The organism is Paucibacter sp. TC2R-5 (genome assembly GCF_025717605.1).
Classification (GTDB): Bacteria; Pseudomonadota; Gammaproteobacteria; order Burkholderiales; family Burkholderiaceae_C; genus Paucibacter_A; species Paucibacter_A albus.
In genome coordinates, this window is record NZ_JAJIRQ010000008.1 from 1 (window position 1) to 24,014 (window position 24,014).

Below are 24,014 nucleotides of genomic sequence, written 5' to 3' on the forward strand. Positions count from 1 at the left end.
TGCTGGGCGATCCGTCAAGATGACTTGCCTGGACGCATACGCCAGGGCGGTCGAAACCCGCCGTGGCTGAGATGGCTGCCAGCGCAAAGTAAAAATGCCAGCTCGGTTCAAAACCGGGCTGGCATTTTTGTGAATGGAAATCGGAAATGGAAGCTTGGCTCTGTCAGTTAAAGAAGTCAGTGATGACCGTCCTGATGTCGCGCCGCTTGATCAGTTCATAGCCCTGCAAGGCATATGTTTCGCGTTTGGTGCCATCTTCGACCAGTGCCAAGCAGGCAGCCTGGATGTCGGCTGTCTTAACGAAATTCAGCCCACCGCCGCGCAGATCGGCCTCAATCTCCAAGTCATCGCTGAAATCACAGACGACCGCCTTGCGGTTAGCCATCAAATAGGACACTCGAACTATCTCGAAGATGTTGCCACGAGAGAAATTGACCACCACCTTGGACCGAGCGATGAACTCGTCGCGTTGCTTGCCCCAAACATTGCACAGCGTCATCACCGACATGCCGGTCAGGTCCGGCCGAAGGCCGGCAATATTGTGCAAGGAGTCAAAGCGATCAGGCGTGATATTGCCGTAGTACAGCACATCAATGTCTTGTTCCAGGCCGCGCGGGATCTTTTCCAAGTTGGGCGCGTAGGCAGTCTTGGCGTAATAGGCCGGGAACTTGGGGCTCAGCAAATTCCAGGTGTCCACATTGGCCTGGCTGTAGTCCCAAATTTGGAACTTGTTTGCCACATGGTGAGCGCCCGTGCCGAACAAGGACTTGCCGGCGTAGCGCTCCATATTGAAAAAGATCGTGTTGGCCGGGAAAGTGTCGATCAATCCGAGCTGCATGGGGATCTGAAACCCGAAGACGATATTCAGCGCCTCGGGGTCGAAATGATTGACACGTCTATCGACACTATGTCCTAGAGCCGCAAAGCCCCAGTGGTAAGACTCCACCACCTCGTTATAGGCCTCCAAAATACCGATTTTGGGGTAGAACGGGTTGTACTGAACCAAGCATATTTTCATGAACTCATGCCCTTGGGAAATGCGATATTTCAGACTGGAGCCAGATCTTGCGGATGAGCTCGAATCAGATAGCGCTCCGCGCTTTGCACCAACACCAATTGGGCGTTGACGCTTGCACAATATTGGAAATCGATCATCGTGTTCCAGACGAAATGCACTTGGCCGAAGAAGGCGGAGAGCAGATCGGAGAAGCCCACGTCGAATGAATAGCTGTCGCCGAAGATCACTACCGAGGTCTGATAGGGCGCGCGCTCGTTTTGCAGCACATAGTGATTGCCGACATGGGCGCCTGTCGTAGCCATCAGGCGGTTGTCGTAAACCACACGGGCTCTGCGGGCGATGCTGATGACGCTCTCGAAACAAAGCTCGTCGGTGTATTTCAGCAGCAGATCATGGCGCCACCAACTGCGCGCCAGTGGCACCCGCTCGAAATCGAAGCTCAGCTCCGGGCAAACCGACTGCATCAGCTCACAAAAACCGAACCAAGCGCCGCTGGCACACCAATGGCTATTGCCCCGCCAGCACAACTCAGCGCGCCAGGATTCGGCCCGCAAGCGCTCGACCGGATAGACCAAGCCTGACGGTATACGTTGAAGCAGTTGCAAGGCCGGTCGCGCTTGCGTTGCAGTCTGGCTACCTTGTGGCCAGCGTGCGTGCGGAATGATGGATTGCTTCTCTGGCACTACCAGATGGGCGAAGCGCGCACCTATGGCCGCACTATGGGCCTGGCGGCGCGCAAAGGTCTGCTGCCAAGCCTGCAGAGTGGGCTCGTCCAGTGTCACTTGACCCAAATACTGTTGCTCCCAGGCGTTATTGCCATTGGCGATGTACTGCCAACCATCCAGCCCGGCGATCGCTACTTGGTCGACAGACAGCTTTTCGAATGGCTGATCGTAGTGGCGGGCAAACAAAGCGCGATTGGTATGGGCCAGCTCGCGCTCGACAGCCAAGAACTCGCTCAGTCGGCTCATGATTCAGGCCGCTGCCAAGACCGGCGTGGTGGCCAGCTCCTGGCGACTGCTGGCGCCGCTATAGACATGCCAAAGTGCGAGAAACGCCTCTTCGGCGCCCTCCTCGGCCGCCGCCAGGCCGGGCATCACCGAGGTCAATTCGGCCATATCTTGCTCATGACCATAGCGCAGCTTGATCAAGGGGCACAAACCGGCCAGATTGGTCGCCGCCTGCGTCGCTGTCAGCTTACCCAAGCGGCGTCCGCCAAGCGTCAGGGCAATATAGGCCAGATGCGCCAACTTCATCGGCCGGCCCATGGCATTGGCCGAATGCTGCTCGGCACTGGTGCGAAAGTAGCCCAGATGCTCGTTGATATAGCCCAGCGATCCGCTCAAGCTGGCCTTCAAGAATGCGCCCAGATCTTCCAGTCCCGTGAAGCAAATGCCGCCCATGCTGGGGTCATCAAGCTGTACGGCCATCTCAGCGGAGAAGGTGGCATTGGAGAACTCGCCCAGCCAATTGCTGCTGACCGCTGCAGTCTGGGCAAACAAGAGATCGCAACCCAGGACCAGCATGCGCTGAGGATGTTGAGCAATGGCGGGAGGCACCGGCAAATCCCGCATTGGCTGCCCGGACTCCAGGGCTGTCCAGCGCCGGCTCACCACACAGTTCAAGGCGGCTTGGCGATGGGCGTCGAGATGGCGCTCGTAGAAGCTCGGATAGGGAATGTCATCGTCCAGTAGAAGATGAAACAACTCGCTGGGGCCGCCGGCTTGTTCGCGGTAAAGCCTCAGCAGATGCCGAAAGTTGTTGTAGGCGCCGTTGCGCGGGCCGGCCACAACCAAAACCTGCAAGTCGGCCACCAAGCTCTTGAGTGGTTCGGCATTCAGCATTGCGACAAAGGTCTGATCAGGGCTGTCGTCCGAGATGATCACCCGGGCTGGCTTGACCGTCTGGTGGCGCAACGCTGTCAGCAGTTCGATCAAGTACTTGGGCTTGTAGGCCGGAACCAGGGTGGTGATTTGCATGATGGATGAGTGACTGTTTAGCGGAGGGCCGCCTTGACCACCGAAGCAACCCGGTTGACATCCTCGACTGTCATATAGGGGGCGATGGGCAGGCTCAGCAGCTCGCTTTGCAGGCGTTCTGCGATCGGAAGGTTTGGCCAGCTTTGCTGCGCAAAGGCCTGCTGGCGGTGGCACGCGATCGGGTAATGCACCATATGCCCGATACCAGCTTCGCTCAGCGCCGCTTGTAAATGCTCGCGTCGGTCGGTCCGCAGCACCATCAGATGCCATGCTGACTCTGCCCCCTCAATCTGCTTTGGCAACTGCAGCGGAGCGTCTTGCAAGGCCGCCATATAGGCTGCGGCGAGGCGGCGGCGGCTGGCATTCTCGGCGTCCAACTCGGGCAGCTTGACGCGCAGCACGGCAGCCTGAAGTTCATCAAGGCGCGAATTGACACCCGCCAACTCATGGTGGTACTTGATGCTGGAGCCGTAGTTGCGCAGCATGCGCAGCCGCGCAGCGAGCGCATCGTCATTGGTTGTGATGGCACCGCCATCGCCAAGTGCGCCAAGGTTCTTACCCGGGTAAAAGCTGAAACCGGCGGCATCACCAAGGCCACCTGTGCGCCGTCCCAGGTAACGCGCCCCATGCGCCTGGGCAGCGTCCTCGATTACCTTCAGGCCATGGCGCTGAGCGATTTCCATGATCGGAGCCATGTCAGCGGGCTGGCCGTACAGATGCACCGGCATGATGGCTCGAGTAGCCGGGGTAATGGCTGCCTCAATGCAGGCAGGATCAAGGTTATGCGTAGCAATATCGGGTTCTACCGGCACTGGCTTGGCACCTGCCTGACTCACCGCCAGCCAAGTGGCGATAAAGGTATTGGATGGCACGATGACTTCGTCGCCGGTACCGATCCCATAAGCCCGTAAAACCAGGTGTAAGGCATCCAAGCCATCGGCAACACCAATGCAATGCTTGACGCCACAGAATTCTGCAAACTCATGCTCAAAGCTGGCAACCTCTTCTCCCAAGATGTACCAACCCGAGTCCAGCACGCGGGCAATCGCCGCGCGTATGCCCGCATCGTGGGCCGCGTTAACCCGCTTGAGATCAAGAAAGGGGATCGTTTGATTCTGCAAGCTCATTTACTCCACCTCGCCCTCATGAACTCGGCGTAATCGCGGTGGTAATCGTCTTCCGAGAATTTGGTCGAGGCCAGCACCATGCAGACGGCGCCGGACGAGAAGTTATCGAGCTCGCGCCACATCATTGGGCAGACATAGAGCCCCTGGTAGGAGCGATTCATGTGTACGCGTTTCTTGTCCTTGCCATCATCGAGCAGCACATCAAAGCTGCCCGACATAGCAACGATGAACTGATGCAATGTCTTGTGCGCATGGCCGCCGCGCTCTGAACCACCGGGCACGTCATACAAATAATAGACGCGCTGGATGTCGAAGGGGATGTGAACCCCGCCTTCGATAAAGGTTAGGTTTCCGCGGGGATCATGAATTTTTGGTAGATCAAGGATCTGGCAGCGATCAATGGACATGGACACACCCTTTAGCTTATGGCTGCCATTGTGCATCCAGCCTTTGTGCCAAAGGCGGCGAAAAAGGCCCTGAAATGGGCCAGATCAGCGCCGCATCTTTTTGAAGCGAGCCGAATAGATTTCTTGATCCAGTAACTCTACTTTCGCAGGCACTTTGAAGGCCGCCAGCTTTGCCAGGCAGGCCTTACGCACGCGAAGCCGCAGTTCTGACAGAGGTTCGGCATCGTGCAACGCTATCTTGGCAACGACGATTTGGCCAAGCAGGGCATGCTTCTCCCCAACCACCACCACATCGGCGACATTGGGCAGCGCCAAGATGACGTCTTCAACCTCGGCTGGATAGACTTTTTGCCCACCCACATTGATCAGATCGGTAACCCGACCGAGGATACGGAAGTAGTCGCCATCGACTTCGACCCGGTCCTGTGTATTGAACCAACCCTCAGCGTCAAAACCCGAGGCTGCGTTCAAGTAACCGAGCATTCGATAGTCCGAGCGTATCCACAGAATGCCATCGCGGACCTCGGTCTCAAAGCCAGAGCCGCCAATGCGAACCCAGAGCGAGCCGTCGGGACGCGACTGCGAACGCAACACACCGACTTCGGATAGTCCATAGGTTTGTTGGAGTTCAACCGCTGGAAATTTGGCTCGGATGCGGTCAAGTGTCGCCTGCGGCATGGTCTCGGTGCCGTAGGTGATGCGCTTGAGTGAACTCAAGTCATAACGTTGCGCCAGATCTGTCGCGGCCAGCAGGGTCAAAAACGAAGGTGTCGTGGGCAACAACTCGACGCGGTGATTCTGGATCGCTTCGCAAATCGTCGGGATGCTGCGATTCTCAGCCGTGACCACCGTACCAAGACTGGCTGTGATGGCAAGAATCGTGTTGATGCCGCCGAAATGATCGAGCATCAAGAAGGGTATCGCCACGACTGGGGTGCGGGCAACGCGAAACTTGTCCATCACCCGCTCAAAATCATGCAGCATGCCCTTGGGCTTGCCGGTGGATCCGGACGAAAACAGCACCAAGCCAGCGCGAACGCTGGCACGCAGTTCGTCCAACAAAGCGTTGCTGACTGGCACCGAACGTGGTCTCAAAGCCCAGCTCAAACCGTCGGGCGAGAATTCGATCAGATGGTCACAGCCTGAGATGGCCAGTGCCTCGGACTCCTCGATGACGGAGCCGCGCGTCATGGGTACCACCATGGTCTTCAGCGAGGCCAAGGCCAAAATAATACTGAACACCTCAGGGGCATAGTCGGCGAGCACCACAACGGTCTGGCCAGCACTCACCCCCTGTCGGCTCAGCGTTTCAGTGAAACGCCGAATATCAGCCGAAACCTGGCCATAGGTGCAAACTTGGCCTTTGTGAACAAAGGCAGCACGCTGCGGATCAGCGGATGCAAAGCGCTCAAGCAGCCACTGCATGGTCAGGCCGCGAGTTGCTCACCCAGCACCAGGGCGATCAGCTTGTATGAGGTGGCATTGGCGGCGTCCTCGTCTGGAATCGACACGCCGAAACTCTCTTCCAAAGCCAGGATCAAATTCATCTGCCGCAGCGAATCCCAGCCGGGTACGTTGTCCATGCTGGAATCGACATCCAGCGTACCGGCCTCGACCTCCAGGACCGAGGCCATGACTTTCTTCAACAAAACTTGATCAAGCATTGCGTAACTCCACCCATTCACTGTCGGCCAGCTGCACTGCGGCCAAATTTGCTTCGTAGGAGCGACTTCCGTCACTCGCCTGCGCCAGCCTGGGCAATCCCAAGCGGTCATAGAAGTCTGCCACCTGTGCGTTCTTGGCGGTCGGATGATAAGCGGCTCGCAGCCAGCGTTTTCCCCGCGCAAGCGCGTCGGCGCAGACTGCGCGCCAGACCGCGAACTCTATGCCCCGCCCTATCACCCGGCAGCTCATCAGAAAGCTGTGAACGACAACTGCGTCGCCTTCGTCCTCGGTAATCAGTACGCCGGTCAAACCGTGTTCGGCCAATCGGTCGCTGACCGAGAACGAATAGACCAAGGCATCGCTGCGCGCCATCAGCGCTTGCACCTCACCGGCCGCCAAGCGTCTCGTGCTCAAGTTGAACTGATTGGACTTCGCCATCAGTTCGGTGATGCGTGCCACTTGCGCTGTAGCGTCGCGCTGCAGTGTCACAGCCAATTGCAGGGATTGAAGGTAGTCTTGCTGGCTGGCAAAGCCTGCTTGCAACTCACTTGCCTGAGCTAGTGCTCGGTATTGCTGAGTCTTGTTGCTGCTTGAACCTTTTGAAGAACCGACGCCGAACAGCGGTGCGATCTCATCGCGCACCAGCGCTGGATAGTCTTGCAAGGCCTTGGGCACTTGGAATACCCGCACCTGCGGCAACTGCTCGCGCACAGCCTCGATCTCGAAGGCCGAATCGTCAACAAAGACAAAACTGTCTAGCCCCAAATTGAGCTGCTCGGACAAGGCGCGCAGATTGCTGGGCTTGTCCAGCCAGTTGACCTGTTTGCAAAGGATCTGCGCGTCACGCAGCACCATGTCAGGGTGCGTGAGCAAGACCTCGTCGACATCCGCTGGATTGTTCTTGCTGTTCAGACACAACAAGACGCCCTGCCGCTCCAGCGCCTTGAACTGCTGCTGAACAGTCCAAAATACATTGCCGGGGAAGCTGTGGCGGTCCAGCTTCAGGCCACCAATCCCGTCCTCGCCCACGATCCCGCCCCACAAAGTGTTGTCACAGTCCAGCACCAGCACCTTGTAAAAATGGCTGCCGAAGCCGCGCGTGGCCCGGCCGACCTGCTCTGCTAAGGCGTCGACAAAACCAGCCGTATAGGGTGCCTTGGCGCGGAAGTAAAAGCGAGCATCGAAGGCATGTCGGGCGCCGAACTGGCTCAGCAAGCCGGCCATGTCTACCAGCTTGACCTGAACCTGGTCCGCCGCCAGCGCGCCAAGGCCCTGGTTGAAGGAATCAAGTGCCCGCTGTTGCGCGCTGTCGGCTGGCACCAGCACGTTCAACAAATGTGCACTGCACAGCAGGACCTGACCTATGCCTTGCGCTGCATCCAAGGCCAACGCCAGACGATGGAGGTAGTCGGCCTGTGCGGACGCCCAAGCGCCGTCCTCCAACGCGCCAATCTGACTTTCCCAAGAAGGCTGCAGGTTGTCGAAAAAGGGAAGAATCAGCAGCAGATCAACGCCGGCATGGGCCTGCACATCGCCGAGTAAATCGTCATACGTGCCCTTGGCGACTTGCAGGCGTACACCGGCCAGATAGGCATGGCGGCGCAGATAAGTGGCCAGCAGGTCAACTGTGATGTTGGCCGCCAAACCCAGCTTCAAACTGCGGAATTCAGTGGAACTGTGATCCAGGTGTTTGAGCGCCTCCATAACCTCGAACTGGGCAGCGTCGGCACGGGCCAAGACCGCCAAAGCGGCCTGCGTCGCCTCGTCAGCAATCACCATGACATTGAGCTCCCGCCATTGACCCTGAGGTTCTGGCCGGTCACATAGGCGGCCTGCTCGGAGGCCAGATAGGCAACAGCGCCTGCGGTGTCCTCGGGCTCAGCCAAGCGACGCAGCGGGGTCTGCCGTGCGACCATCAATTGATGCTTTTCCGAAACGGCGGCGATGAAGGCCGTATTGGTCATCCCCGGCGACACCAGATTGACAGTAATGCCTTGCGGACCCAACTCGGCCGCCAGATAGCGGGTTAGCGTCGACAGCGCGCCTTTGGCGATCGCGTAGGCGGTCCAACCAGCCACCGGCACCCCGTCCCAGGATTGAGAGCCGATCGAAATCACCCGCCCACTGCCTGCCAACACCATGGCCGGCTTGCAGGCCTGGATCATCAGCAAGGCGCTCTTGAGCTGAACGTCTAGTTGCTGCTGTACTTCGTCCCAGGCCAACTCCTCGATTGAGCGCGCGACGATGCGTGGCGAGGCAGCATTGACAAGCACGGTGATGCCGCCGAAATGCTCGACTGCCGCATTTGCCAGCTTGGCCGCACCGTCGGGCGTTGACACATCGGCTTGCACGGCTAGCGCGGTGGCACCGCCCTCCTTCAACTGGGCCACCAACTTGAGTGCCTTGTCCTGACTTGCTTTGTAATTGACGACCACCGCGAAGCCATCGGCCGCCAGCTTGGCGCAGATCGCCCGGCCTATGCCACCGGCCCCGCCTGTAACGATGGCGACCTTCAAGCGAACGCCGGGTGCGGCCGGCTTAGGCTTGGGCGGCTCCAGCAACTTGACCTTGCCGCCGCCGCTAAGCACGACTTGGCCGTGCTGGTTGCAGATGCGGGTGTCAAGCTCCAGCAGGCGCTCGCGCGGATGCTTTTTGAGCACAGTGCAGGTCACGGTCAAGGTGTCACCCAGACGTACCGGCAGATTGAACTCCATGGATTGCGACACCCACAGCGCGCCGGGGCCAGGCAGCTTGGTGCCGATGACGGTCGAGATAAAGGACGCGCCGAGCATGCCGTGGACGACGATCTCCTTGAACGAGGTCTCACTGGCGTAATCGGGGTCCACATGCAGGGGGTTGTCGTCACCGGTCAACTCGACAAAGCGACGGATATCGGCTTCGCCAATCTGTTTGACCAGGGATTGCTGATCTCCCTCTTTGACCGCGTCAAAATCGGCAAAAACATTCATTGCGGAACTCCCAGGGTCCAACGCCAGACGCTGGCCGCGAAATTGAAACCGGCACCCACACCGGCCAGGGCGACTAGATCGCCGTTTTTGATGTGCCCGCCGCGTACCGCCTCGCTCAGGGCAATGGCCAAAGATGCCGAGCCACTATTGCCGATCTGCGCCACATTGGTGTAAGTCTTGTCCAGCCCCAGGCCCATCTTGCGAACCAGATACTCGATTAAGCGCAGATTGGCCTGATGGAAAATCATGAAATCCAAGGTCTTTACTTCCACCTCAGCCTTGGCGCAGGCGCGTCGAATGGTCGGCGGCAAATGCGTGATGGCCTGCTTCCAAGTGGCGATGCCGTTCATCTCCATCAGGTCGACGGTCGCATCAAACGGCCGGCCGTTATTGGCGAATGAGGCGCCGCCGCCGCGCAGACGAACCGCCTCGTAATTGGACGGGTCGGTATGGAAAGCGGAGGACTGTACGCCCTCTCCCGGCTTGGCCGGGCCTAGCACAGCGGCGCCGGCGCCGTCACTCAGATAGATGGCGGTGTTAGCGTCCTTACGGTCGATATAGCGGCTGCACATCTCTACACCAATGACCAGAGCGTAGCCAACGCTGGTGTCGACCCGCATACGGTCGCTTGCGCTCGTCAGGCCAGCCACAAAGCCGGAACAATTGGCCTGTAAATCAAAGGTCTGGGCGTTGGAAGCGACTAACTGCTGCGCGACCTTGACCGATAGCGGCGGAAACTGATAGTCGCCTGAAAAAGTGCAGCAGACAATCAGACCCAACTGGTCCGCTGCGATACCGGCCATTGCCAGCGCCTGCCTTGCGGCCGCGACCGAAAAGCCCCAGGCCGTGTCGTCGACGGCGGCTATGTAGCGTCGCTCAATGCCGGTTTTCTCGATGATCCATTCCGGCGTCACGTCCAGATGCCGGCAAAGGGTCTCGTTGTCCTCAAACTGGGCAGGCAGATGATGGCCGACGCCGATGATGGAAACCGCAGGAAGGTGAGGATTCAAGACTGTCATTGGGGGCAAGGTCAAGCAGGATGGGGGGCGGACATAAAGGCTCGCAGCTCTTCGTTGTGCGCGTGGATTTGATGGATGGTGGCCGTTCCGCCATGGCCCGGCAGCACCAAGACATCGGGCGCGATCCAGGCAAATAGACCGCGCAACGAGCGACGCAATTGATCATGGTCCTCGCCCGGCAATTTGGACAGAGCGGTACGGCGGGCGTAAAGCGAGTCACCGGAAAACATCAGGCCATCGACCAGAATGGCTGCGCTGCCCGGCGTGTGGCCGGGCAGCGGGTGAAAACTGAATTGCCGTCCGATCAATTCCAGCGCGGCGTCGCCATCGTCAATCAGGCTGAACTCGGGCAGAGCGATGCGATTCTTAAGCTTGAAGGCGGCCATCATGAAGTTGGACAGCTTGGCCTGCTTAAGATCGGCTGCGCTCAGGTAGACCGGCAGGCCGTAGGTTTGTTGCAGCCAGGCGGTCCCGCCAACATGGTCGAAATGCCCGTGGGTGCAAAGCACCGCCACTGGCCGCCACCCGCTTGTGACGATTGCAGCCTCGATGCAGGCGCGGTCCAGGCCAGGATCGATGACGACGCAGGCGCCGCCCTGCCCCGCATCTGACGGGCCGGCGAGCAAGTAGGTGTTGGAATGCAAATCTGTATTGGTGACGCGCAGCAGCGTGCCGCCCAACAGAGATTCGAACATGTGTTTCACTTCAGTTAACTCCGCCGAGATAGACCGTTTGGGCGGTCACATAGGCACTGCGTTCGGACGCGAAGAAGTCCACCACATTGAAGATATCGTCCGGCTGCGCATACCGCGGCAGTGGCAGACCTGCCACCACGGCATCGATCTTGTCCTTGGGCAGTTGGGCCAACATATCGGTCTCGATTGCCGTGATGGCCAGGGTGTTGCAGGTCACGTTGAAGGCGGCAAACTCGCGCGCCATCACGTTCGCCAGGGTAGAAATCGCGGCCTTGCTGGCGGCGTAAACCGAGTCACCCATCGGTTCCAAGCTGCTGGCCATAGAGCCGATATTGATGATGCGGCCCCATTTGGGTTTGCGCATCAGCTTGGCCGCCTCACGCGAGACCAAGAAGGTGCCGAGGATATTGACCTCCAACATGGTCTTGGCTGCCGCGGCCGGCATGATCATCGCGTATTGAGAAACCAACTGCGCGGCATTGTTGATGACGATATCGATTTGGCCGAACTCCTGGCGGATGCGCGCGAAACCCTGTGCCACCGAGGCCGGGTCGGCGATGTCCACTGCCATCGAGGTATAGCCGGGCAACTCGTCCTCATCTTCGTGACGGTTGAAGCCAATCACCCGCGCTTCGCCGGCCAAAAAATGCTCGGTCAACAACCGTCCGACGCCGCGCCGCGCTCCGGTGATCAACACCACCTTGCCGACATAGCTGGTAACGCTCATCCTACTCAGGCCAGCAGTTCGAGAATATAGGCCTGTAGCGACGTCACATCGCTGAACGGCACTGGGTCACGGCTCATCGCCTTGTCGTCGGTCAGGCTGATGGTGCGTCCAAATTTGTCGCTCACCAGAGTTTCCAGATCAACGATGACCGAGACCAAGGAGAGCGAGTCCAACTCGGACCCCTCACCGAAGAGGCTGGTGCTGGTGCCGATCTCGATTTGCTCGTCGGCTGCACGTTCCTCGTTCAGGGCACGCAGAGCTTGGTAAATCAACTCCAGAACCGACACGGCGTTGTCATTCGTTGTCATCTGCATCACTCCAATCAAGTATTCAAGAAATTAGCTTTGGCTGCTGGCTCTGGGTCGACCGGCTTTGATCAAGGCATTCATGCGCGGCAGCGCGGCTGCTTGGTACTCAGCTTCCAGCATGCCGAAGCAGACAGCGTCCTGAAAATGCCCATTGAGGAAGTAATGGCGGCGCAAGCGCCCTTCTTCCTTCATGCCCAAGAACTTCTGCCATTTGATCATCAGCAGGTTGTCGGACGAGATCGTACCGAAGACGCGTTCCAGCTTGAGTTGCTCAAAGACCAACTGATAGACCAGCTTCATCGCCTCGACCGCAGCCGGGATACCGCGCACCGCTTCCTGCTCGCCGATCAAGAAGCGACCGGGCTCGGCATGGCGATGTTGTTCGTCGATGCCGGTGATGGCGACCATACCGACCGGCGCTCCGTCCTTCAGACAGATCAGAAAGTTGTATTCACTGCTCGGCCGTGCGGCTATCCACGCCGCTTGCTGTGCCACCGTCGTCGCACCGCGGTTGAGGTTGGCGGCGCGATCGCTTTGGCGCCAGCTGAAAGTCAGCGCCGCATGCTCAGGCGCCAAGGGAATCAGGTCGACGAACTCGCCGTGCAAGGTCAGGGCGGGCATCTCGTTCAGGCCTTGGGTGTCAGCACCATCGCCAGCGCGCTCGGTACGGGTTGGCCGGGGCTGGTCGGCGCGTAGGCATTGGCGAAAAAGCAATTCTCCATGTGCAGGCCGGCCGCCTCGACTTGGTCCCAGACCTCCTGCGGCTGACGGTAGAGATAGATGTGATCGGCATGCGCAGCATTCAGAGCCGCCGTAACGAATAACTTGCCGTCATTGCTGCACAGACCCTTCAAGCCCTTCAACAAGGCGACCGGGTCCTCCAGATGCTCCAGCACCTCCACGCAAACCACTGCCGCGAAGCGTTGCTCGCCGGGCTGTTCGATGATGTTTTGCTGACGGGTCTGGTAGCGTGAGGCGAAGCCGAAGCTCGCGACATGACTGGCTGTGAACTGCAGCGACAGCGGACTGATATCAAGACCTACGCCGCGCAACCCGACGTCGTTCTGCAAAGCCAGACGAGAGTAGATGCCTGTGCCGACGCCCACTTCAGCAAACTCAAGCACCTGCCGAGCCCGCATCCAGGGCAGGAAGTAGCTCTTGAAGTACTCAATCTGCTGATAGTGATGAGGCCACAGATAGTGCGAGAGCAAGAGTCCGGGCAGGTACTGGCGGCGCATGTAGTCGTCGTTGTAATAGACCTCGGCGGCCGCCTCTGCGTAGGTCTTGGCAGGGTAGCTGAGCTCTTTCTCGAAGCGCTTTTGGCGCCGCATCGAGTCCATCACAAAGGCAGCATAGCCCTTCACCGCATCCAGCAGCGCCGTATCGTCCGTGTAGAACTGGCTCAGCATGGCCGAAAAATCGGTTTCCCAGGCTGGGCCGAATTCGGCCGCCGCGCGGTGCACGCTCTCGCGTGCAAAACGGGCCGACCCATCCATCAGAGTGAGCAATTTGGCGATCGGCGCCTGAGCAGGGTTGGCGAATGCGTTCATGGACAGGCGATCCCTCAAAATTTCGTCTATGTGCCGCTAGTAGATCCCGAATCGCAAGGGGCTAAACGGCCGAACATGGGCGACGTAACAGTCTAACTCCTCGGCACAAGGCCGAAGTGGCTAAAGGCTCAGCGCAGCGGCGTTAGAACGCCCCGGCCCATTGACCACATTAAGGCCACTAACTGCTGAGCGTCGAAGAGCGCATTCACATGCGCCACCCGCATCGAGTAATAGTCGCCTTCGGCCGCCATGACATCGAAAAGCGAACGCCGGCCGAGCTGCTGCCACTGCTGCAAGGTCGAGGCACGCACGCGGTCGCTATTGCGCAAAATCTCGACCACGCGGCGCGCCCTGTCGAGCGCCGAGGTGGCGGTCTCATAGGTTTCCAGCAGGCGGTAGCGTTTGACTTCCACTGTGTCATCGCGCTGCATGCTGGCTGCTTGATAGCGGCTCTTGGCTGCTTCGAAGCTAGCATCCGCGCCCGGCTGCAGCAGAGGAATATTCACTGTCACTCCGCCAATCCAGTCGCTTGAGCGACCGACACCCGCCAGCGTCGTGCCGTTCATCAAGAGGCTGACACTGGGGCGCTGACCAGCCAAGACAGATTCGGCATAACTGCGTTGTGCGCTTGCTTGCGCGGCAGCCTGTGCTACATCAGGGGCTTGCAAGATGTCCGCTTGCATTTCGGCCAAATCGGGCAGTTGCGCCAGCACTGTGCTCAAGCTGGCACTGATGGGGAGCTGATCACCCACAAAGCGGCGCATTTTGATCTCGGTCTGACGCATCGCTGAAAGGGTTTGCTCATATTGCAAATCGGCCTGTTGCAGACTTTTTTGCGCCTGTACCAACTCGCTGGCGCGGCCTTTGTCGGCTTTGGTGATGACCTCGAGCGATTCCACCAAACAGGCCATCTTGCGTACATATTGGGTGTAGACCTGAGCTTGTAGGGTGTAACGGCTCCGATCCAGAGCCAAGCTAACTGTCTGCAAGGCCACCTGCTCTTCGGCGCTGCTTTGGCCATATTTGGCTGCGTTGGCCAATTGAACCCGCCATTCGGTCAGCTTGGTGATCCGCCCAGCGTCATAAAGTGGCGCTGTGACGCTGACGGTGGCGCTGCCTTGAGTTCCCGTCACTGTGTTTGCCCCTGGGACGGCGCGGCCAATATAGCCAGCTCGGCCGAGCAGATTTACCTGGGGCAACCGTGAAGCTTTGGCTTCAGCTACATCGGCCTCAGCGGCCTGGCTTAGGAGACGCAATGCGCCAATCGAGCGGCTGCGCTGCAAAGCCAATGCGACGAGATCTTGCAGTTGTACGCGGGGGTCGGCAGCGCTGGTCTCGACCATGGTGGCATCGCGGCCGGCTCGTGAAGGGCCCGCTTCGTCCTCAGCGCAACGACTTTGAACCTTGGCTTGCGCTCGGGCCGTCGGCACCGAAGCCAATAGGCTCAGACCCAGCAGCACAGACAACACAAGTGGTTTGGACATGATAGAAAGTACGCAACAAAGAGGTTGATCCCCGATACCGCTACTACATCACGTTTGGTGTCACACCGAAGTCTCGATTAGGGGCGGTTGCCGCCCCTTTATGAGAGAGTGACTAACTTTCCTATCGCTCGCGTAACGCTTCTTGCGACTTCATCATTGGCCGCACCAAATAGCTCAGCACACTGCGCTCACCGGTTCTGATCTCGACGGTGGCGGTCATGCCGGGAATCACCGGCAGCGTCTTACCTTTGAAGCGCAGGTTGTTGCGCTCGGCAGTCACTGTGGCGCGGTAATAGCCGCCTTCTGCGCTCTTCTCGGTTTCGCCCATGGCGTCGGGGCTGATGTATTCAATCCGGCCGGTGAGGCCGCCATAGACGTTGTAGTCATAGCCCGAGAGCTTGACCTGCGCCAGCTGGCCGACGCGCACAAAGCCAATATCACGTGGCTTAATACGGGCCTCGATCAGCACCCGTGGCCCAATGGGAGAAATCTCCATGATGGGCGCTCCGGCAGTGACAATTCCGCCCACCGTGCTGACACGAATGTTCTTGACCACACCGTGCACCGGCGATTTGAAGGTCGTCCGGGTCATGGCATCCTCCCGCACGACCATCTGCTCATCAAGCTGGGACAGCTCGTTTTGTACCCGCACCAACTCACCGCTGGCCTCCTGCCTAAAGCGGCTGATTCTTTCGGCACGTTGCTGCTGCAGCTCATTGACTTGACGGCTTAAACGCATCACCTCCACGTCGGACATCAATCCTTTGGCGGCCATGTCCTGGGACATTTTCTGTTCTCGGGCCAGCAGGCCGCTACTGCGTGCGATGCTACTGACCGCCTCGTCCATCAAGCGGCGCCGAGCCTCATAAGCCTCCATTTCGGCCTCGGCAATGCGCGGCACTGCCAGCACCTCGCGTGGGAAGACAAGCGGCTTGCCACTGGCCTCAGCGATCAAACGAGCAGCCTGAGCCTTCAAGGCAATGCGTTTGGCCTGACCTTCGTTTTGCTGCGCTTCGACTCGTGTCGGGTCAAGTCGTGCCAACTCCTCACCCTCTTGGACTTCTTCACCCTCGCGCACGTAGAGTTCACGCAGAATGCCGCTCTCCAGGCTGGCAATGATTTGCTCACGCCCATCCGGCACGATGCGGCCATCGCTGCGGGTAACTTCATCCACGGTGGCCAGTGCCGACCAGACGATGGCCACCGTGACGGCAATCAACATCAGGTATATCGCCCACATCGCATGAGGCAAGGGCTCCTCGATCTGGGCATGGCTCAAACCCGTGACAAACATGCCCTCTTCGCGACTCAGGGCCATGCCGCCCGATTTATTCTTGATGCTCATGATTTATACGGAGGCGGAACGCTGCACCGGCTGGGCCGAAGGGTGCATATGCAAATTGGCGCCGGCTCCATTGGACGCCGCAGGCTCTGTCGTTGCCGCACTGGGTCGCACGCCCGACAAGGCTGCCAGGACTTGGTCTCGCGGCCCATCCAACACCACTCGCCCGTTGTCCACCACGACGATGCGGGCCACCAGTTCCAGCACCGCAGGTCGGTGGGTCACAACCACCAAAGTGCAAGTACCGGCGGCATCACGCAATTGGCGCAAAAAAGCCATCTCGGACTGTGCATCCATAGAGCTGGTCGGCTCATCCATCAGCAAGATTTGCGGTTTGGTGACCAAGCTGCGGGCCAAGGCCACGAGCTGACGCTGGCCGCCTGAAAGAAGACCGCCCATTTCACCCACGGGCAAGTCCCAGCCCTTGGGATGACCGGCCACCACGCGGTCTAAGCCCGTCAGTCGAGCTACCTCGACGAGGCGCCCCGCGTCCAAGTGGGCGCGACCCATCAAGACGTTATCGCGCAGCGTGCCGTGGAAGAGCCGCGGCTCTTGAGACACAAAGCCTACACGGGCACGGAACTCGGCCGGGTCGACCTGGCGCAAATCAATGCCGTCTACATCCACCATCCCCTCGGTGGGCTGGTACAAGCCGGCCAGAAGGCGCAGGATGGTTGACTTGCCACTGCCGATACGGCCAAGCACAGCGACGCGTTCGCCGGCCTGCAGGCGTAGATTGACGGCCTTCAAAATCTTTGGAGCTTCGCCTTGGCCCACCATTGGGTAAGAGAAACCCACATCATGGAGCCCAAGCTTGCCACTCACCTGGGTCAGCGGCACATAGTTGCGGCTGCCGTCGCGCTCGGTCGGTGAGTTCATCATGCGGTCCAGCGACAGCATGGCAGCGCGAGCGCCTTGATAACGCGTCGCCAAACTCACGAGACTACCCAGCGGCATGATGGCGCGTCCGGCAAACATGACCGCGCCGATCAAGGCGCCTGCAGTAATCAAGCCATCTTGAATCAGATACACGCCCCAGACCAGCATGACCAAGTTGATGGACTGCTGCAGCGTCATCGTGATGTTGCTGCTCCAACTCGACATGTTTCTCGCCTGCAACGAGGACTCGGCGGCAATGGCCGTGCTGGTTTCATAGCGGCGCAGGAACCTGCCTTCAGCGCCCGATGTTTTGAGGTCCTCAAGGCCCTCAATGGCTTCGACCAGCGTGCCTTGCAGATCGGCGGTCTCGGCCATATTGGTGCGCATGGCCTTGCGCAAATAGCCTTGAATGGCATAGGTCAAAGCCAGAATCAAAGGGATCGTGAGCACCAGCACCCAGCCCAGCGGGCCGCCGATCACAAAAGTCATCCCGACGAACAGAATAATGAAGGGCAAATCGGTAAGAGCCGACATCGTGGCCGAGGTGAAGAACTCTCGCACGACTTCAATCTGAGCCAGGTAATGCGCGTAGGAGCCGGCCGACTCGGGCTTGTGCTCCATGCGCACGCCCAGCGTCTGGCGGAACAGCTTGGCGCCAATGATCATGTCGGCTTTGCGGCCGGCCAAGTCAATCAAATGGCTGCGCAACTGGCGCGCAAACATGTCGAATATCAAGGCTACGCCTGCCCCTACCGCGAGGGTCCAAAGCGTCACCAGCGCTTGATTGGGAATCACCTTGTCGTAGATCACCGAAGTGACCAGGCCCGACACAAGCATCAAAACATTGCTCAACAGCGCTGCCAACATGGCCGAGCGGTAATAGGGGACGAAGCGCTTCAAAGTGCCCCACAGCCAGTGTTCGCCTGCTACCCGCAGCAGCGGCTCGTCCCGGGTGTTGCGCATGTGTGCTTGCGACTGTTCTTGCGGCGAGGAAACCAGCACAAAGCCGCTGTACTCGGGCTCCAGTTCCGAAGTGAGCGCCGTGCAACTGGCGGCTTCTGGCCCGGGGAACACCACTTCATAGCGGCCGCCTGTAGGCTCTGTGCCGTCGTCCAATCGCTTGACCAGCACGCACGCATCACCCTCGTTGAGCAACAGCACTGCCGGCATCAACAAGGGGTTGATATCGTCGATTGATTTGCGCAGCAGGCCGGCGTTATATCCGGCCTCACGCATGACTCGCAGGGCTTGATCGGGCGCCAATGGCCCTTCAACCGGAGCGCCGGCCCGCAAGGACTCGGCCGATCGAGGTCGGCCATGATGGCGCGTCACCCAAGCGAGTGCGGTCAGCAATGGGTCACCCATGGGCTGCTCAGCCAGACCTTGCAGCGGATCGGGAACCGAAGGCTCGCTGGCAACGGAGCTATCGGCGGCCAGCCTCAAGCCTTTGCCTGCTGTAGCAGCATTGCCGTCAAAAAATGGATCGTGACGCTGCGACACGTTAATCCTTGCTGTAAGTGGGGTACGCGTCAAAAGAACTGCGTGAATTCAGCTTCCTCATGCGAGCAGTGTTTCGCCCCGACGCTGAGACAAAGCCATGCGTTCAAACTCATGCTCAAGATCGCGCACAACGGTGGGAATGTCAAACAATGCCGAGCTTCGGCCATGGTCACGCAAATAGCGCTTGTAGGATTCAATCCGGGCCGGGTTTTGACCCAACTGCACTGCCCTGGACTCGTATTCGGCCAGGCTAAAGGTAATCAAGTCAGGCAAACCAACGGCATTCAGCAAGCTACCTGCCATGCGCGAGATATAGCTGCGTCCTGAGCGGGTCAGGATGGGTGTTCCCATCCACAAACAGTCGCTCGCTGTAGTGCCGGCGTTATAGGGGAAGGTATCCAAGAATAGATCCGCCAAGGCAAACCGCGCCAAGTAGTCCGGCGGAGCCGCCCGAGGCGCAAAAATCAGCCGTTCTTCAAGCACATTGTGCTCGGCCGCCACACGCAACATATTGGCCTTGGCCCATTCGTTATCGGCCAATAGCCACATCACGCTGCCCGGAACTTGCTCCAGGATGCGCATCCAACTGCTGAACACTTCTTCGTTGAATTTGTGGTTGTTGTTGAATGAGCAGTAGACGAAAGCGCTCTCTGGCAGCCCGTATTGCGCACGGCTAGGGGCCGGGCCGACTTCGCGTTGCCGGTCACTGACTTGGTAGCAATTGGGTAGATAGATCGGACGTTCGGTGCAGTAGGGAAGGTATTCGGGCGGCATCACGAAGCGGTCTGCAATGATCCATTCCACGCCGGGTAGAGCGGATGTACCGGGCAAGCCCAAATAGCTGACTTGAATCGGTGCCGGACGGTAGGCCAAAATGTTGGGGCGGGCACCGCTGGTCAGGCCCTGCAGGTCGACCAAGATGTCAATGCCTGCTTCGGCGATCAATCGCGCGGCGGTCAGGTCGTCGACACCCGTGAGACGCACATGGTGGTCCATCGCCTTCAAGATGCGCGCCCGCTGAGCGGTTCCGTCTTCACGGCTCCAGCAAAAGGCATACACCTCGAAGCGCTCACGGTCATGCAACTCGAACAACTCAGGCGTCAACAGGCCGACCGCATGCATGCACAAGTCGCCGGACAAGTAGCCGATCTTGATACGCCCAGTACGAGGCTGGCGTGCCGTCGCAAGCTCATGCAGCGGCCGATCTTTGTAAGGCAGCACCTTCTCGTGCACAAATCGCTGCGCCGCCATCAGCTGAAGGGCAGGATCATCACTGGCGCTCAACATGGCCAAAAGCGATGTGCCCACGAGCAATTGATTGTGTGAAACCGCACCAATGGGCTGATAGACGGGCCAATCACATTGTTTCTGGCGGATGTGGACATAGTGCTGGATCACATCGCCTTGGCCAGCCTTCAGCAAAAGGCTTTGTCGCATCAAGACTTGTGATTCCGCCAAGCGGCGCTGTGTCTCCAGCAGCCTTGCCGAATTGTTCAAAGCGTGCAGTATGAGTTCCAGCACGGCGGGATTGGCTCGGTCCAGTGCCTTGTCCTCGAACACCTTTCTCCACTCACCGAGGGCCTCTTCAATGCGCCCCAGATGTTCCAACTGATGGCCCATATTCAGGCGAGCCTGCGTGAATGTCGGACTCAGCGCAAGAGCGGTCGCGTAGACTTTTTCGGCTTCGGCATGTCGGTTCCTTGACCCCAGCAAGGTGCCCAAGTTGTAGCAAGCCACATGCAACAAGACAGATTTGGTATGGGTCGTCCAGTTTTGATAGAGCAAGATCGCAGTATCGATCAAGCCCTCCCGCTGCAACTTATCGGCCTTTTCCATCAACACACTGAGTTCCATCGCACCGGAGCGTGCCAGATCAAGCAATTGCTCAAGCTCTGGGCTGCTGGCGAGCGTGTTTTTTGTAGCAGGAGTGGTTTTGTCCATGGCGATAGGTCCGCAAAGCGCGGCTCGTGAAGGCTTAAGCGATGTTAGAGCGCTGCCCCAAAACGGGCGGCTTGATTAGGCCGGGTAATTGGCGGCATTTCCTGGCTCCGCGGCAGCGAACTCTGCGGGCTTACCCTTGACACAGGCGAAAAAGGCTGTCGGGACCGGCTATTTTTGTGCTTCAGTTCGAGCCCCGGCTGACGAAAATTCAGGCAAGCCCTCTGGAGGGGGAGACGGCCGATACCGGTCGCTATAAGTAGAGCTAAAAATGCTGAATGCAATTCTGACTCGTTGGGCCAGGACACGCGTAGCGTCCTCGTCAGCAAACGCGCTCGGGGCCTCGCGCTTTTCGATTTTGGGGCGCAGCACCGAATGCCCGCCAAGCCGCCCAAGCGCTCAGGGCGCGGACTCCGTTTGGCAGTCCCTGCTGCGTTTGATGCCGGGCGAGGCTGACCCTTTAGGCACTGCCTTGCCCTGCCAAAGCGTACTCCTGCACAACGTGCCGAACGCACGCGCAGCCTTCGAGGCTTGCCTGAGTGGATTGCACAGCGGCGATATCGAAGAGTTGCAGCGCAGCATTCAGCGCAGCCGAAGTCTGCGTGATCTGTGGCATCTGCGCACCTGGCTGTACACGGAAGTTGCCCGAGCCTTCTCGCAGGCCGAGGCCGAAGTGCGTCTGAGCCGGCTCAATGCCCATTTCCAGTTTGGCGCCAGCTTTGGTTTCGGCAGCCAGAATCTCGGTGCATCGGGTCCGACACGAGTGGCCAAGCATTGATGAGCCTGCATCTGACCTTGCGCGACATTCCGCACTTTCCTCCGCCCTGGTCCTATGCCTGCGTAGGCCGGTCCAACGAGCGCCGGGGGCGCATCGCAACGCGTCGCGCTTTCGTTGAGCTCAAACTCGCATTCCTGCGCGTCGCGGCGGAAGTGCCGGGCGAGATGGGTCGCCATTTACAAACGCTGGTGCGTCACGCCAGCGAACCGATTGAGCTGTGGCTGTTGCATGCCAGCTTGCTCGCCGCTGTTCCCAAGGATCTGGAACCGGAACTTGGTCGAGTCCAGCAGCACCGCCTCAGCTTGATGGCGGCCTTGGCTCAAAACTATCCTGACAGAGCGCCCGGAGAATCCCGCTGAGCCTGCGGAAAGGCGTCATCGCTAGCGCCAATTTATGACACTTGCTGCGAGCAAGGCAGAATGCGGCTCAAGTATGAACATCATCATCCTCGACGACTACCAAGACGCGGTGCGCAAATTGCGCTGTGCGGCCAAGCTAGAGCATCTCAATGCCAAGGTCTTCACCAACACGGTCAAGGGCATAGGCCAGTTATCGGTGCGTCTGCGCGACGCCGAAGTGCTGGTATTGATCCGCGAGCGCACCCAGTTCAGCCGGCAACTACTGGAAAAGCTGCCCAAGCTCAAGCTTATCGCTCAGACCGGCCGAGTCGGAGCCCATATCGACGTTGAGGCCTGCACCAAACTCGGTATCGCGGTTTGCGAAGGAGTCGGCGCGCCAACCGCGCCGGCCGAGCTGACTTGGGCCTTGATCATGGCCGCGATGCGCCGCTTGCCCCATTACATCAGCAATCTGAAGCATGGCGTGTGGCAGCAGTCGGGTTTGAAGGCGGCCTCGATGCCGCCAAATTTTGGGCTCGGCATGGTCTTGCGGGGCAAGACGCTCGGGATTTGGGGCTATGGCAAGATTGGCCAAATTGTCGCCGGCTATGGGCGAGCTTTTGGCATGCAGGTGCAGGTCTGGGGCAGCGAGGCCTCTCGTTTGCGCGCTGAAGCGGACGGGTATGTCGCTGTGACAAGCAGGGAGGCGCTGTTCGAGACCAGCGATGTGCTCACGGTCCATCTGCGCTTGTGTGAGCAGACGCGGGGCTTGATCGGCCCCGAAGATTTGGCTCGCATGCGGCCCACCTCCCTCTTCGTCAACACTTCCAGAGCCGAACTGCTGACCGAGGGCGCTTTGGTCTCGGCATTGAATCGCGGCCGTCCCGGCATGGCCGCTATTGATGTGTTCGAGAGCGAACCCATCTTGCAAGGCCACCCCTTGCTGCGCCTGGAGAATGCCGTGTGCACGCCGCACATTGGCTATGTGGAACAAGATAGCTATGAGCTCTATCTCAATGCCGCCTTTGACAATGTGCTGAACTTCATCAAGTCCGAGCCGACGAATATCGTCAACCCGGAGGCCTTGCGGGTCATGCGGTGATGGCGAACCCCGGCCCTGCCTCGCTCGCCGAGCTGTTCTGGGCTTTCAATCGGCTGGCCTTGCAAGGCTTCGGCGGAGTGCTGGCAGTGGCGCAGCGCGAACTGGTTGAACGTCTGGGCTGGCTCAGCCGGGAAGAATTTTTGGACACCTTTGCGATTGCTCAGGTGCTGCCCGGGCCGAATATCGTCAACATCTCATTGATGCTGGGCGACCGTTTCTTTGGCGCTCGGGGCGCTTTTGTAGCCTTGGCCGGGATGCTGGCGTTTCCTTCTCTGATCGTCATTGGCATGGCAGCACTGTACGGCGAATTTGCCCATCTACCCGTGATCAGCAATGCCTTGCGTGGCATGGGTGCGGTTTCGGCCGGCTTGATCATGGCCACCGGCTGCAAGCTGTTGCCTAGCCTGAAAAAGAGCCCGCTGGGAAGACTGGCTGCACTGCTGCTGGCCTTGGCGACGATTGTGGCCGTGGTGGTGTTGCGCCTGCCCTTGCCACAACTGCTGCTGAGTCTTGGAGGGCTGGGCATGGCAGTGGCTTGGTGGCGCCTGAGGCAAGCGGACAAGGCTGCAGCATGACGGCAGCTCAGCCCGATCTCTGGGCCTTGTTCTTGCACTTCTTGACGCTGTCGCTGCTGTCAATTGGTGGGGCCATCACCACTGCCCCAGAAATGCATCGTTACTTGGTCGGTGAGCAACACTGGCTCAGCGACACGCAGTTCACCGCCTCGATCGCCCTGGCGCAGGCTGCACCAGGCCCCAACGTTTTGTTCGTCGCGGTACTGGGCTGGAATGTCGCTGGGCTGGCGGGGGCTTTTGCCGCGATGGCCGGCATCATGCTGCCCTCCACCACCTTGGTGCTGGCCGCCACCCGCTGGGCGCGCAATAACCGGGAGAGCATCGGTGTGCGCGCCTTCACAGCCGGCATGGCTCCTATCACCTTGGGCCTGTTGCTGGCGACTGGCTGGCTATTGGCTCAGCCCTTTCTGACGGCGCCTGAGCATCTCTGGAGCACCTTGGCGCTGATGGCTGCTACCTTGGCCCTGACCCTCAGGACAAAGATCAGCTTGGTCTGGATGGTATTGGGCGGCGGCGTGCTGGGGGCGCTGGGCTGGGTGTAAGCATCACCGATCAAAAGAAGGCTTATCTAGCCTTTCAAGATCGAAAGAGGGCTACTAGCCTTCTAAGATCGA

24 protein-coding genes are annotated in these 24,014 nt (G+C 59.2%); 5 read left to right on the plus strand and 19 right to left on the minus strand.

The window, feature by feature from the left end; genetic code table 11:
- Positions 1 to 163: 163 nt before the first annotated feature.
- From LNV08_RS17715 to LNV08_RS17805, 19 genes are all read right to left on the minus strand, one after another.
- Positions 164 to 1,018 (minus strand): hypothetical protein, encoded by an 855-nt coding sequence (locus LNV08_RS17715; protein ID WP_263535068.1) that lies wholly within the window; start codon positions 1,016 to 1,018, stop codon positions 164 to 166.
- 29 nt (positions 1,019 to 1,047) lie between these two features.
- Positions 1,048 to 1,989 carry a hypothetical protein gene (locus LNV08_RS17720; RefSeq protein ID WP_263535069.1) on the minus strand — a complete coding sequence of 314 codons (942 nt, stop codon included), beginning with the start codon at positions 1,987 to 1,989 and terminating at the stop codon, positions 1,048 to 1,050.
- Between the two features lie 3 nt (positions 1,990 to 1,992).
- Positions 1,993 to 2,997, minus strand: coding sequence for a glycosyltransferase family 2 protein (locus tag LNV08_RS17725; RefSeq protein WP_263535070.1), 1,005 nt, complete (start codon positions 2,995 to 2,997; stop codon positions 1,993 to 1,995).
- 17 nt (positions 2,998 to 3,014) lie between these two features.
- Positions 3,015 to 4,124: a DegT/DnrJ/EryC1/StrS family aminotransferase gene (locus LNV08_RS17730; protein ID WP_263535071.1), complete on the minus strand. Its 1,110-nt coding sequence runs from the start codon at positions 4,122 to 4,124 to the stop codon at positions 3,015 to 3,017.
- Positions 4,121 to 4,531, minus strand: a complete 411-nt coding sequence (locus LNV08_RS17735; RefSeq protein WP_263535072.1) for a sugar 3,4-ketoisomerase — start codon at positions 4,529 to 4,531, stop codon at positions 4,121 to 4,123. The genes LNV08_RS17730 and LNV08_RS17735 overlap by 4 nt, the downstream gene beginning before the upstream one ends.
- A gap of 84 nt (positions 4,532 to 4,615) precedes the next feature.
- A complete protein-coding gene (locus LNV08_RS17740; RefSeq protein WP_263535073.1) occupies positions 4,616 to 5,956 on the minus strand; it encodes a class I adenylate-forming enzyme family protein in 1,341 nt (446 codons plus the stop codon).
- 2 nt (positions 5,957 to 5,958) lie between these two features.
- On the minus strand, positions 5,959 to 6,195 hold the full coding sequence (locus tag LNV08_RS17745; protein WP_263535074.1) for an acyl carrier protein: 237 nt from the start codon (positions 6,193 to 6,195) through the stop codon (positions 5,959 to 5,961).
- Positions 6,188 to 7,975, minus strand: coding sequence for an HAD-IIIC family phosphatase (locus LNV08_RS17750; protein ID WP_263535075.1), 1,788 nt, complete (start codon positions 7,973 to 7,975; stop codon positions 6,188 to 6,190). Before LNV08_RS17750 ends, LNV08_RS17745 begins: the two co-directional genes overlap by 8 nt.
- Positions 7,969 to 9,165 (minus strand): SDR family oxidoreductase, encoded by a 1,197-nt coding sequence (locus tag LNV08_RS17755; RefSeq protein WP_263535076.1) that lies wholly within the window; start codon positions 9,163 to 9,165, stop codon positions 7,969 to 7,971. Before LNV08_RS17755 ends, LNV08_RS17750 begins: the two co-directional genes overlap by 7 nt.
- A complete protein-coding gene (locus LNV08_RS17760; RefSeq protein WP_263535077.1) occupies positions 9,162 to 10,175 on the minus strand; it encodes a 3-oxoacyl-ACP synthase III family protein in 1,014 nt (337 codons plus the stop codon). The genes LNV08_RS17755 and LNV08_RS17760 overlap by 4 nt, the downstream gene beginning before the upstream one ends.
- Positions 10,176 to 10,195: 20 nt before the next feature.
- Positions 10,196 to 10,879, minus strand: coding sequence for an MBL fold metallo-hydrolase (locus LNV08_RS17765; RefSeq protein ID WP_263535078.1), 684 nt, complete (start codon positions 10,877 to 10,879; stop codon positions 10,196 to 10,198).
- Positions 10,880 to 10,889: 10 nt separating this feature from the next.
- Positions 10,890 to 11,606, minus strand: coding sequence for an SDR family NAD(P)-dependent oxidoreductase (locus tag LNV08_RS17770; protein WP_263535079.1), 717 nt, complete (start codon positions 11,604 to 11,606; stop codon positions 10,890 to 10,892).
- A 5-nt stretch (positions 11,607 to 11,611) separates the two neighbouring features.
- Positions 11,612 to 11,914 (minus strand): hypothetical protein, encoded by a 303-nt coding sequence (locus tag LNV08_RS17775; RefSeq protein WP_263535080.1) that lies wholly within the window; start codon positions 11,912 to 11,914, stop codon positions 11,612 to 11,614.
- A gap of 30 nt (positions 11,915 to 11,944) precedes the next feature.
- Positions 11,945 to 12,535, minus strand: a complete 591-nt coding sequence (locus LNV08_RS17780; protein ID WP_263535081.1) for a GNAT family N-acetyltransferase — start codon at positions 12,533 to 12,535, stop codon at positions 11,945 to 11,947.
- Positions 12,536 to 12,540: 5 nt separating this feature from the next.
- Positions 12,541 to 13,464: a class I SAM-dependent methyltransferase gene (locus LNV08_RS17785; RefSeq protein WP_263535082.1), complete on the minus strand. Its 924-nt coding sequence runs from the start codon at positions 13,462 to 13,464 to the stop codon at positions 12,541 to 12,543.
- A gap of 128 nt (positions 13,465 to 13,592) precedes the next feature.
- Entirely contained in the window at positions 13,593 to 14,948 is a 1,356-nt protein-coding gene (locus LNV08_RS17790) for a TolC family protein (protein WP_263535083.1), read from the minus strand.
- 121 nt (positions 14,949 to 15,069) lie between these two features.
- Positions 15,070 to 16,293: an HlyD family type I secretion periplasmic adaptor subunit gene (locus LNV08_RS17795; RefSeq protein WP_263535084.1), complete on the minus strand. Its 1,224-nt coding sequence runs from the start codon at positions 16,291 to 16,293 to the stop codon at positions 15,070 to 15,072.
- A 3-nt stretch (positions 16,294 to 16,296) separates the two neighbouring features.
- Entirely contained in the window at positions 16,297 to 18,534 is a 2,238-nt protein-coding gene (locus LNV08_RS17800) for a type I secretion system permease/ATPase (protein ID WP_263535085.1), read from the minus strand.
- A 192-nt stretch (positions 18,535 to 18,726) separates the two neighbouring features.
- Positions 18,727 to 20,610, minus strand: coding sequence for an acetylglucosamine transferase (locus tag LNV08_RS17805; protein ID WP_263535086.1), 1,884 nt, complete (start codon positions 20,608 to 20,610; stop codon positions 18,727 to 18,729).
- 268 nt (positions 20,611 to 20,878) lie between these two features.
- On the opposite strand from LNV08_RS17805, the gene LNV08_RS17810 reads away from it, so the two are divergent.
- The 5 genes from LNV08_RS17810 to LNV08_RS17830 all read left to right on the plus strand — a co-directional run bounded on the left by LNV08_RS17810 (position 20,879) and on the right by LNV08_RS17830 (position 23,942).
- Positions 20,879 to 21,385 (plus strand): hypothetical protein, encoded by a 507-nt coding sequence (locus tag LNV08_RS17810; protein WP_263535087.1) that lies wholly within the window; start codon positions 20,879 to 20,881, stop codon positions 21,383 to 21,385.
- On the plus strand, positions 21,385 to 21,744 hold the full coding sequence (locus LNV08_RS17815; RefSeq protein ID WP_263535088.1) for a hypothetical protein: 360 nt from the start codon (positions 21,385 to 21,387) through the stop codon (positions 21,742 to 21,744). Before LNV08_RS17810 ends, LNV08_RS17815 begins: the two co-directional genes overlap by 1 nt.
- Before the next feature lie 73 nt (positions 21,745 to 21,817).
- Positions 21,818 to 22,825 carry a D-2-hydroxyacid dehydrogenase family protein gene (locus LNV08_RS17820; RefSeq protein ID WP_263535089.1) on the plus strand — a complete coding sequence of 336 codons (1,008 nt, stop codon included), beginning with the start codon at positions 21,818 to 21,820 and terminating at the stop codon, positions 22,823 to 22,825.
- Positions 22,825 to 23,400: a chromate transporter gene (locus tag LNV08_RS17825; protein ID WP_263535090.1), complete on the plus strand. Its 576-nt coding sequence runs from the start codon at positions 22,825 to 22,827 to the stop codon at positions 23,398 to 23,400. Before LNV08_RS17820 ends, LNV08_RS17825 begins: the two co-directional genes overlap by 1 nt.
- Positions 23,397 to 23,942, plus strand: a complete 546-nt coding sequence (locus tag LNV08_RS17830) for a chromate transporter (RefSeq protein WP_263535091.1) — start codon at positions 23,397 to 23,399, stop codon at positions 23,940 to 23,942. The genes LNV08_RS17825 and LNV08_RS17830 overlap by 4 nt, the downstream gene beginning before the upstream one ends.
- Positions 23,943 to 24,014: the final 72 nt, after the last annotated feature.

Excerpts from the sequence above, each read along its gene's own strand:
- LNV08_RS17735 (WP_263535072.1), bottom strand. The coding sequence starts at position 4,531 with ATGTCCATTGATCGCTGCCAGATCCTTGATCTACCAAAAATTCATGAT.
- LNV08_RS17755 (WP_263535076.1), bottom strand. The coding sequence starts at position 9,165 with ATGAATGTTTTTGCCGATTTTGACGCGGTCAAAGAGGGAGATCAGCAA.
- LNV08_RS17730 (WP_263535071.1), bottom strand. The coding sequence starts at position 4,124 with ATGAGCTTGCAGAATCAAACGATCCCCTTTCTTGATCTCAAGCGGGTT.
- LNV08_RS17750 (WP_263535075.1), bottom strand. The coding sequence starts at position 7,975 with ATGGTGATTGCTGACGAGGCGACGCAGGCCGCTTTGGCGGTCTTGGCC.
- LNV08_RS17770 (WP_263535079.1), bottom strand. The coding sequence starts at position 11,606 with ATGAGCGTTACCAGCTATGTCGGCAAGGTGGTGTTGATCACCGGAGCG.
- LNV08_RS17775 (WP_263535080.1), bottom strand. The coding sequence starts at position 11,914 with ATGACAACGAATGACAACGCCGTGTCGGTTCTGGAGTTGATTTACCAA.
- LNV08_RS17825 (WP_263535090.1), top strand. The coding sequence starts at position 22,825 with ATGGCGAACCCCGGCCCTGCCTCGCTCGCCGAGCTGTTCTGGGCTTTC.
- LNV08_RS17810 (WP_263535087.1), top strand. The coding sequence starts at position 20,879 with ATGCTGAATGCAATTCTGACTCGTTGGGCCAGGACACGCGTAGCGTCC.
- LNV08_RS17795 (WP_263535084.1), bottom strand. The coding sequence starts at position 16,293 with ATGAGCATCAAGAATAAATCGGGCGGCATGGCCCTGAGTCGCGAAGAG.
- LNV08_RS17715 (WP_263535068.1), bottom strand. The coding sequence starts at position 1,018 with ATGAAAATATGCTTGGTTCAGTACAACCCGTTCTACCCCAAAATCGGT.
- LNV08_RS17725 (WP_263535070.1), bottom strand. The coding sequence starts at position 2,997 with ATGCAAATCACCACCCTGGTTCCGGCCTACAAGCCCAAGTACTTGATC.
- LNV08_RS17800 (WP_263535085.1), bottom strand. The coding sequence starts at position 18,534 with ATGGGTGACCCATTGCTGACCGCACTCGCTTGGGTGACGCGCCATCAT.
- LNV08_RS17720 (WP_263535069.1), bottom strand. The coding sequence starts at position 1,989 with ATGAGCCGACTGAGCGAGTTCTTGGCTGTCGAGCGCGAGCTGGCCCAT.
- LNV08_RS17740 (WP_263535073.1), bottom strand. The coding sequence starts at position 5,956 with ATGCAGTGGCTGCTTGAGCGCTTTGCATCCGCTGATCCGCAGCGTGCT.
- LNV08_RS17785 (WP_263535082.1), bottom strand. The coding sequence starts at position 13,464 with ATGAACGCATTCGCCAACCCTGCTCAGGCGCCGATCGCCAAATTGCTC.
- LNV08_RS17820 (WP_263535089.1), top strand. The coding sequence starts at position 21,818 with ATGAACATCATCATCCTCGACGACTACCAAGACGCGGTGCGCAAATTG.
- LNV08_RS17805 (WP_263535086.1), bottom strand. The coding sequence starts at position 20,610 with ATGGACAAAACCACTCCTGCTACAAAAAACACGCTCGCCAGCAGCCCA.
- LNV08_RS17780 (WP_263535081.1), bottom strand. The coding sequence starts at position 12,535 with ATGCCCGCCCTGACCTTGCACGGCGAGTTCGTCGACCTGATTCCCTTG.
- LNV08_RS17815 (WP_263535088.1), top strand. The coding sequence starts at position 21,385 with ATGAGCCTGCATCTGACCTTGCGCGACATTCCGCACTTTCCTCCGCCC.
- LNV08_RS17765 (WP_263535078.1), bottom strand. The coding sequence starts at position 10,879 with ATGTTCGAATCTCTGTTGGGCGGCACGCTGCTGCGCGTCACCAATACA.
- LNV08_RS17745 (WP_263535074.1), bottom strand. The coding sequence starts at position 6,195 with ATGCTTGATCAAGTTTTGTTGAAGAAAGTCATGGCCTCGGTCCTGGAG.
- LNV08_RS17790 (WP_263535083.1), bottom strand. The coding sequence starts at position 14,948 with ATGTCCAAACCACTTGTGTTGTCTGTGCTGCTGGGTCTGAGCCTATTG.
- LNV08_RS17830 (WP_263535091.1), top strand. The coding sequence starts at position 23,397 with ATGACGGCAGCTCAGCCCGATCTCTGGGCCTTGTTCTTGCACTTCTTG.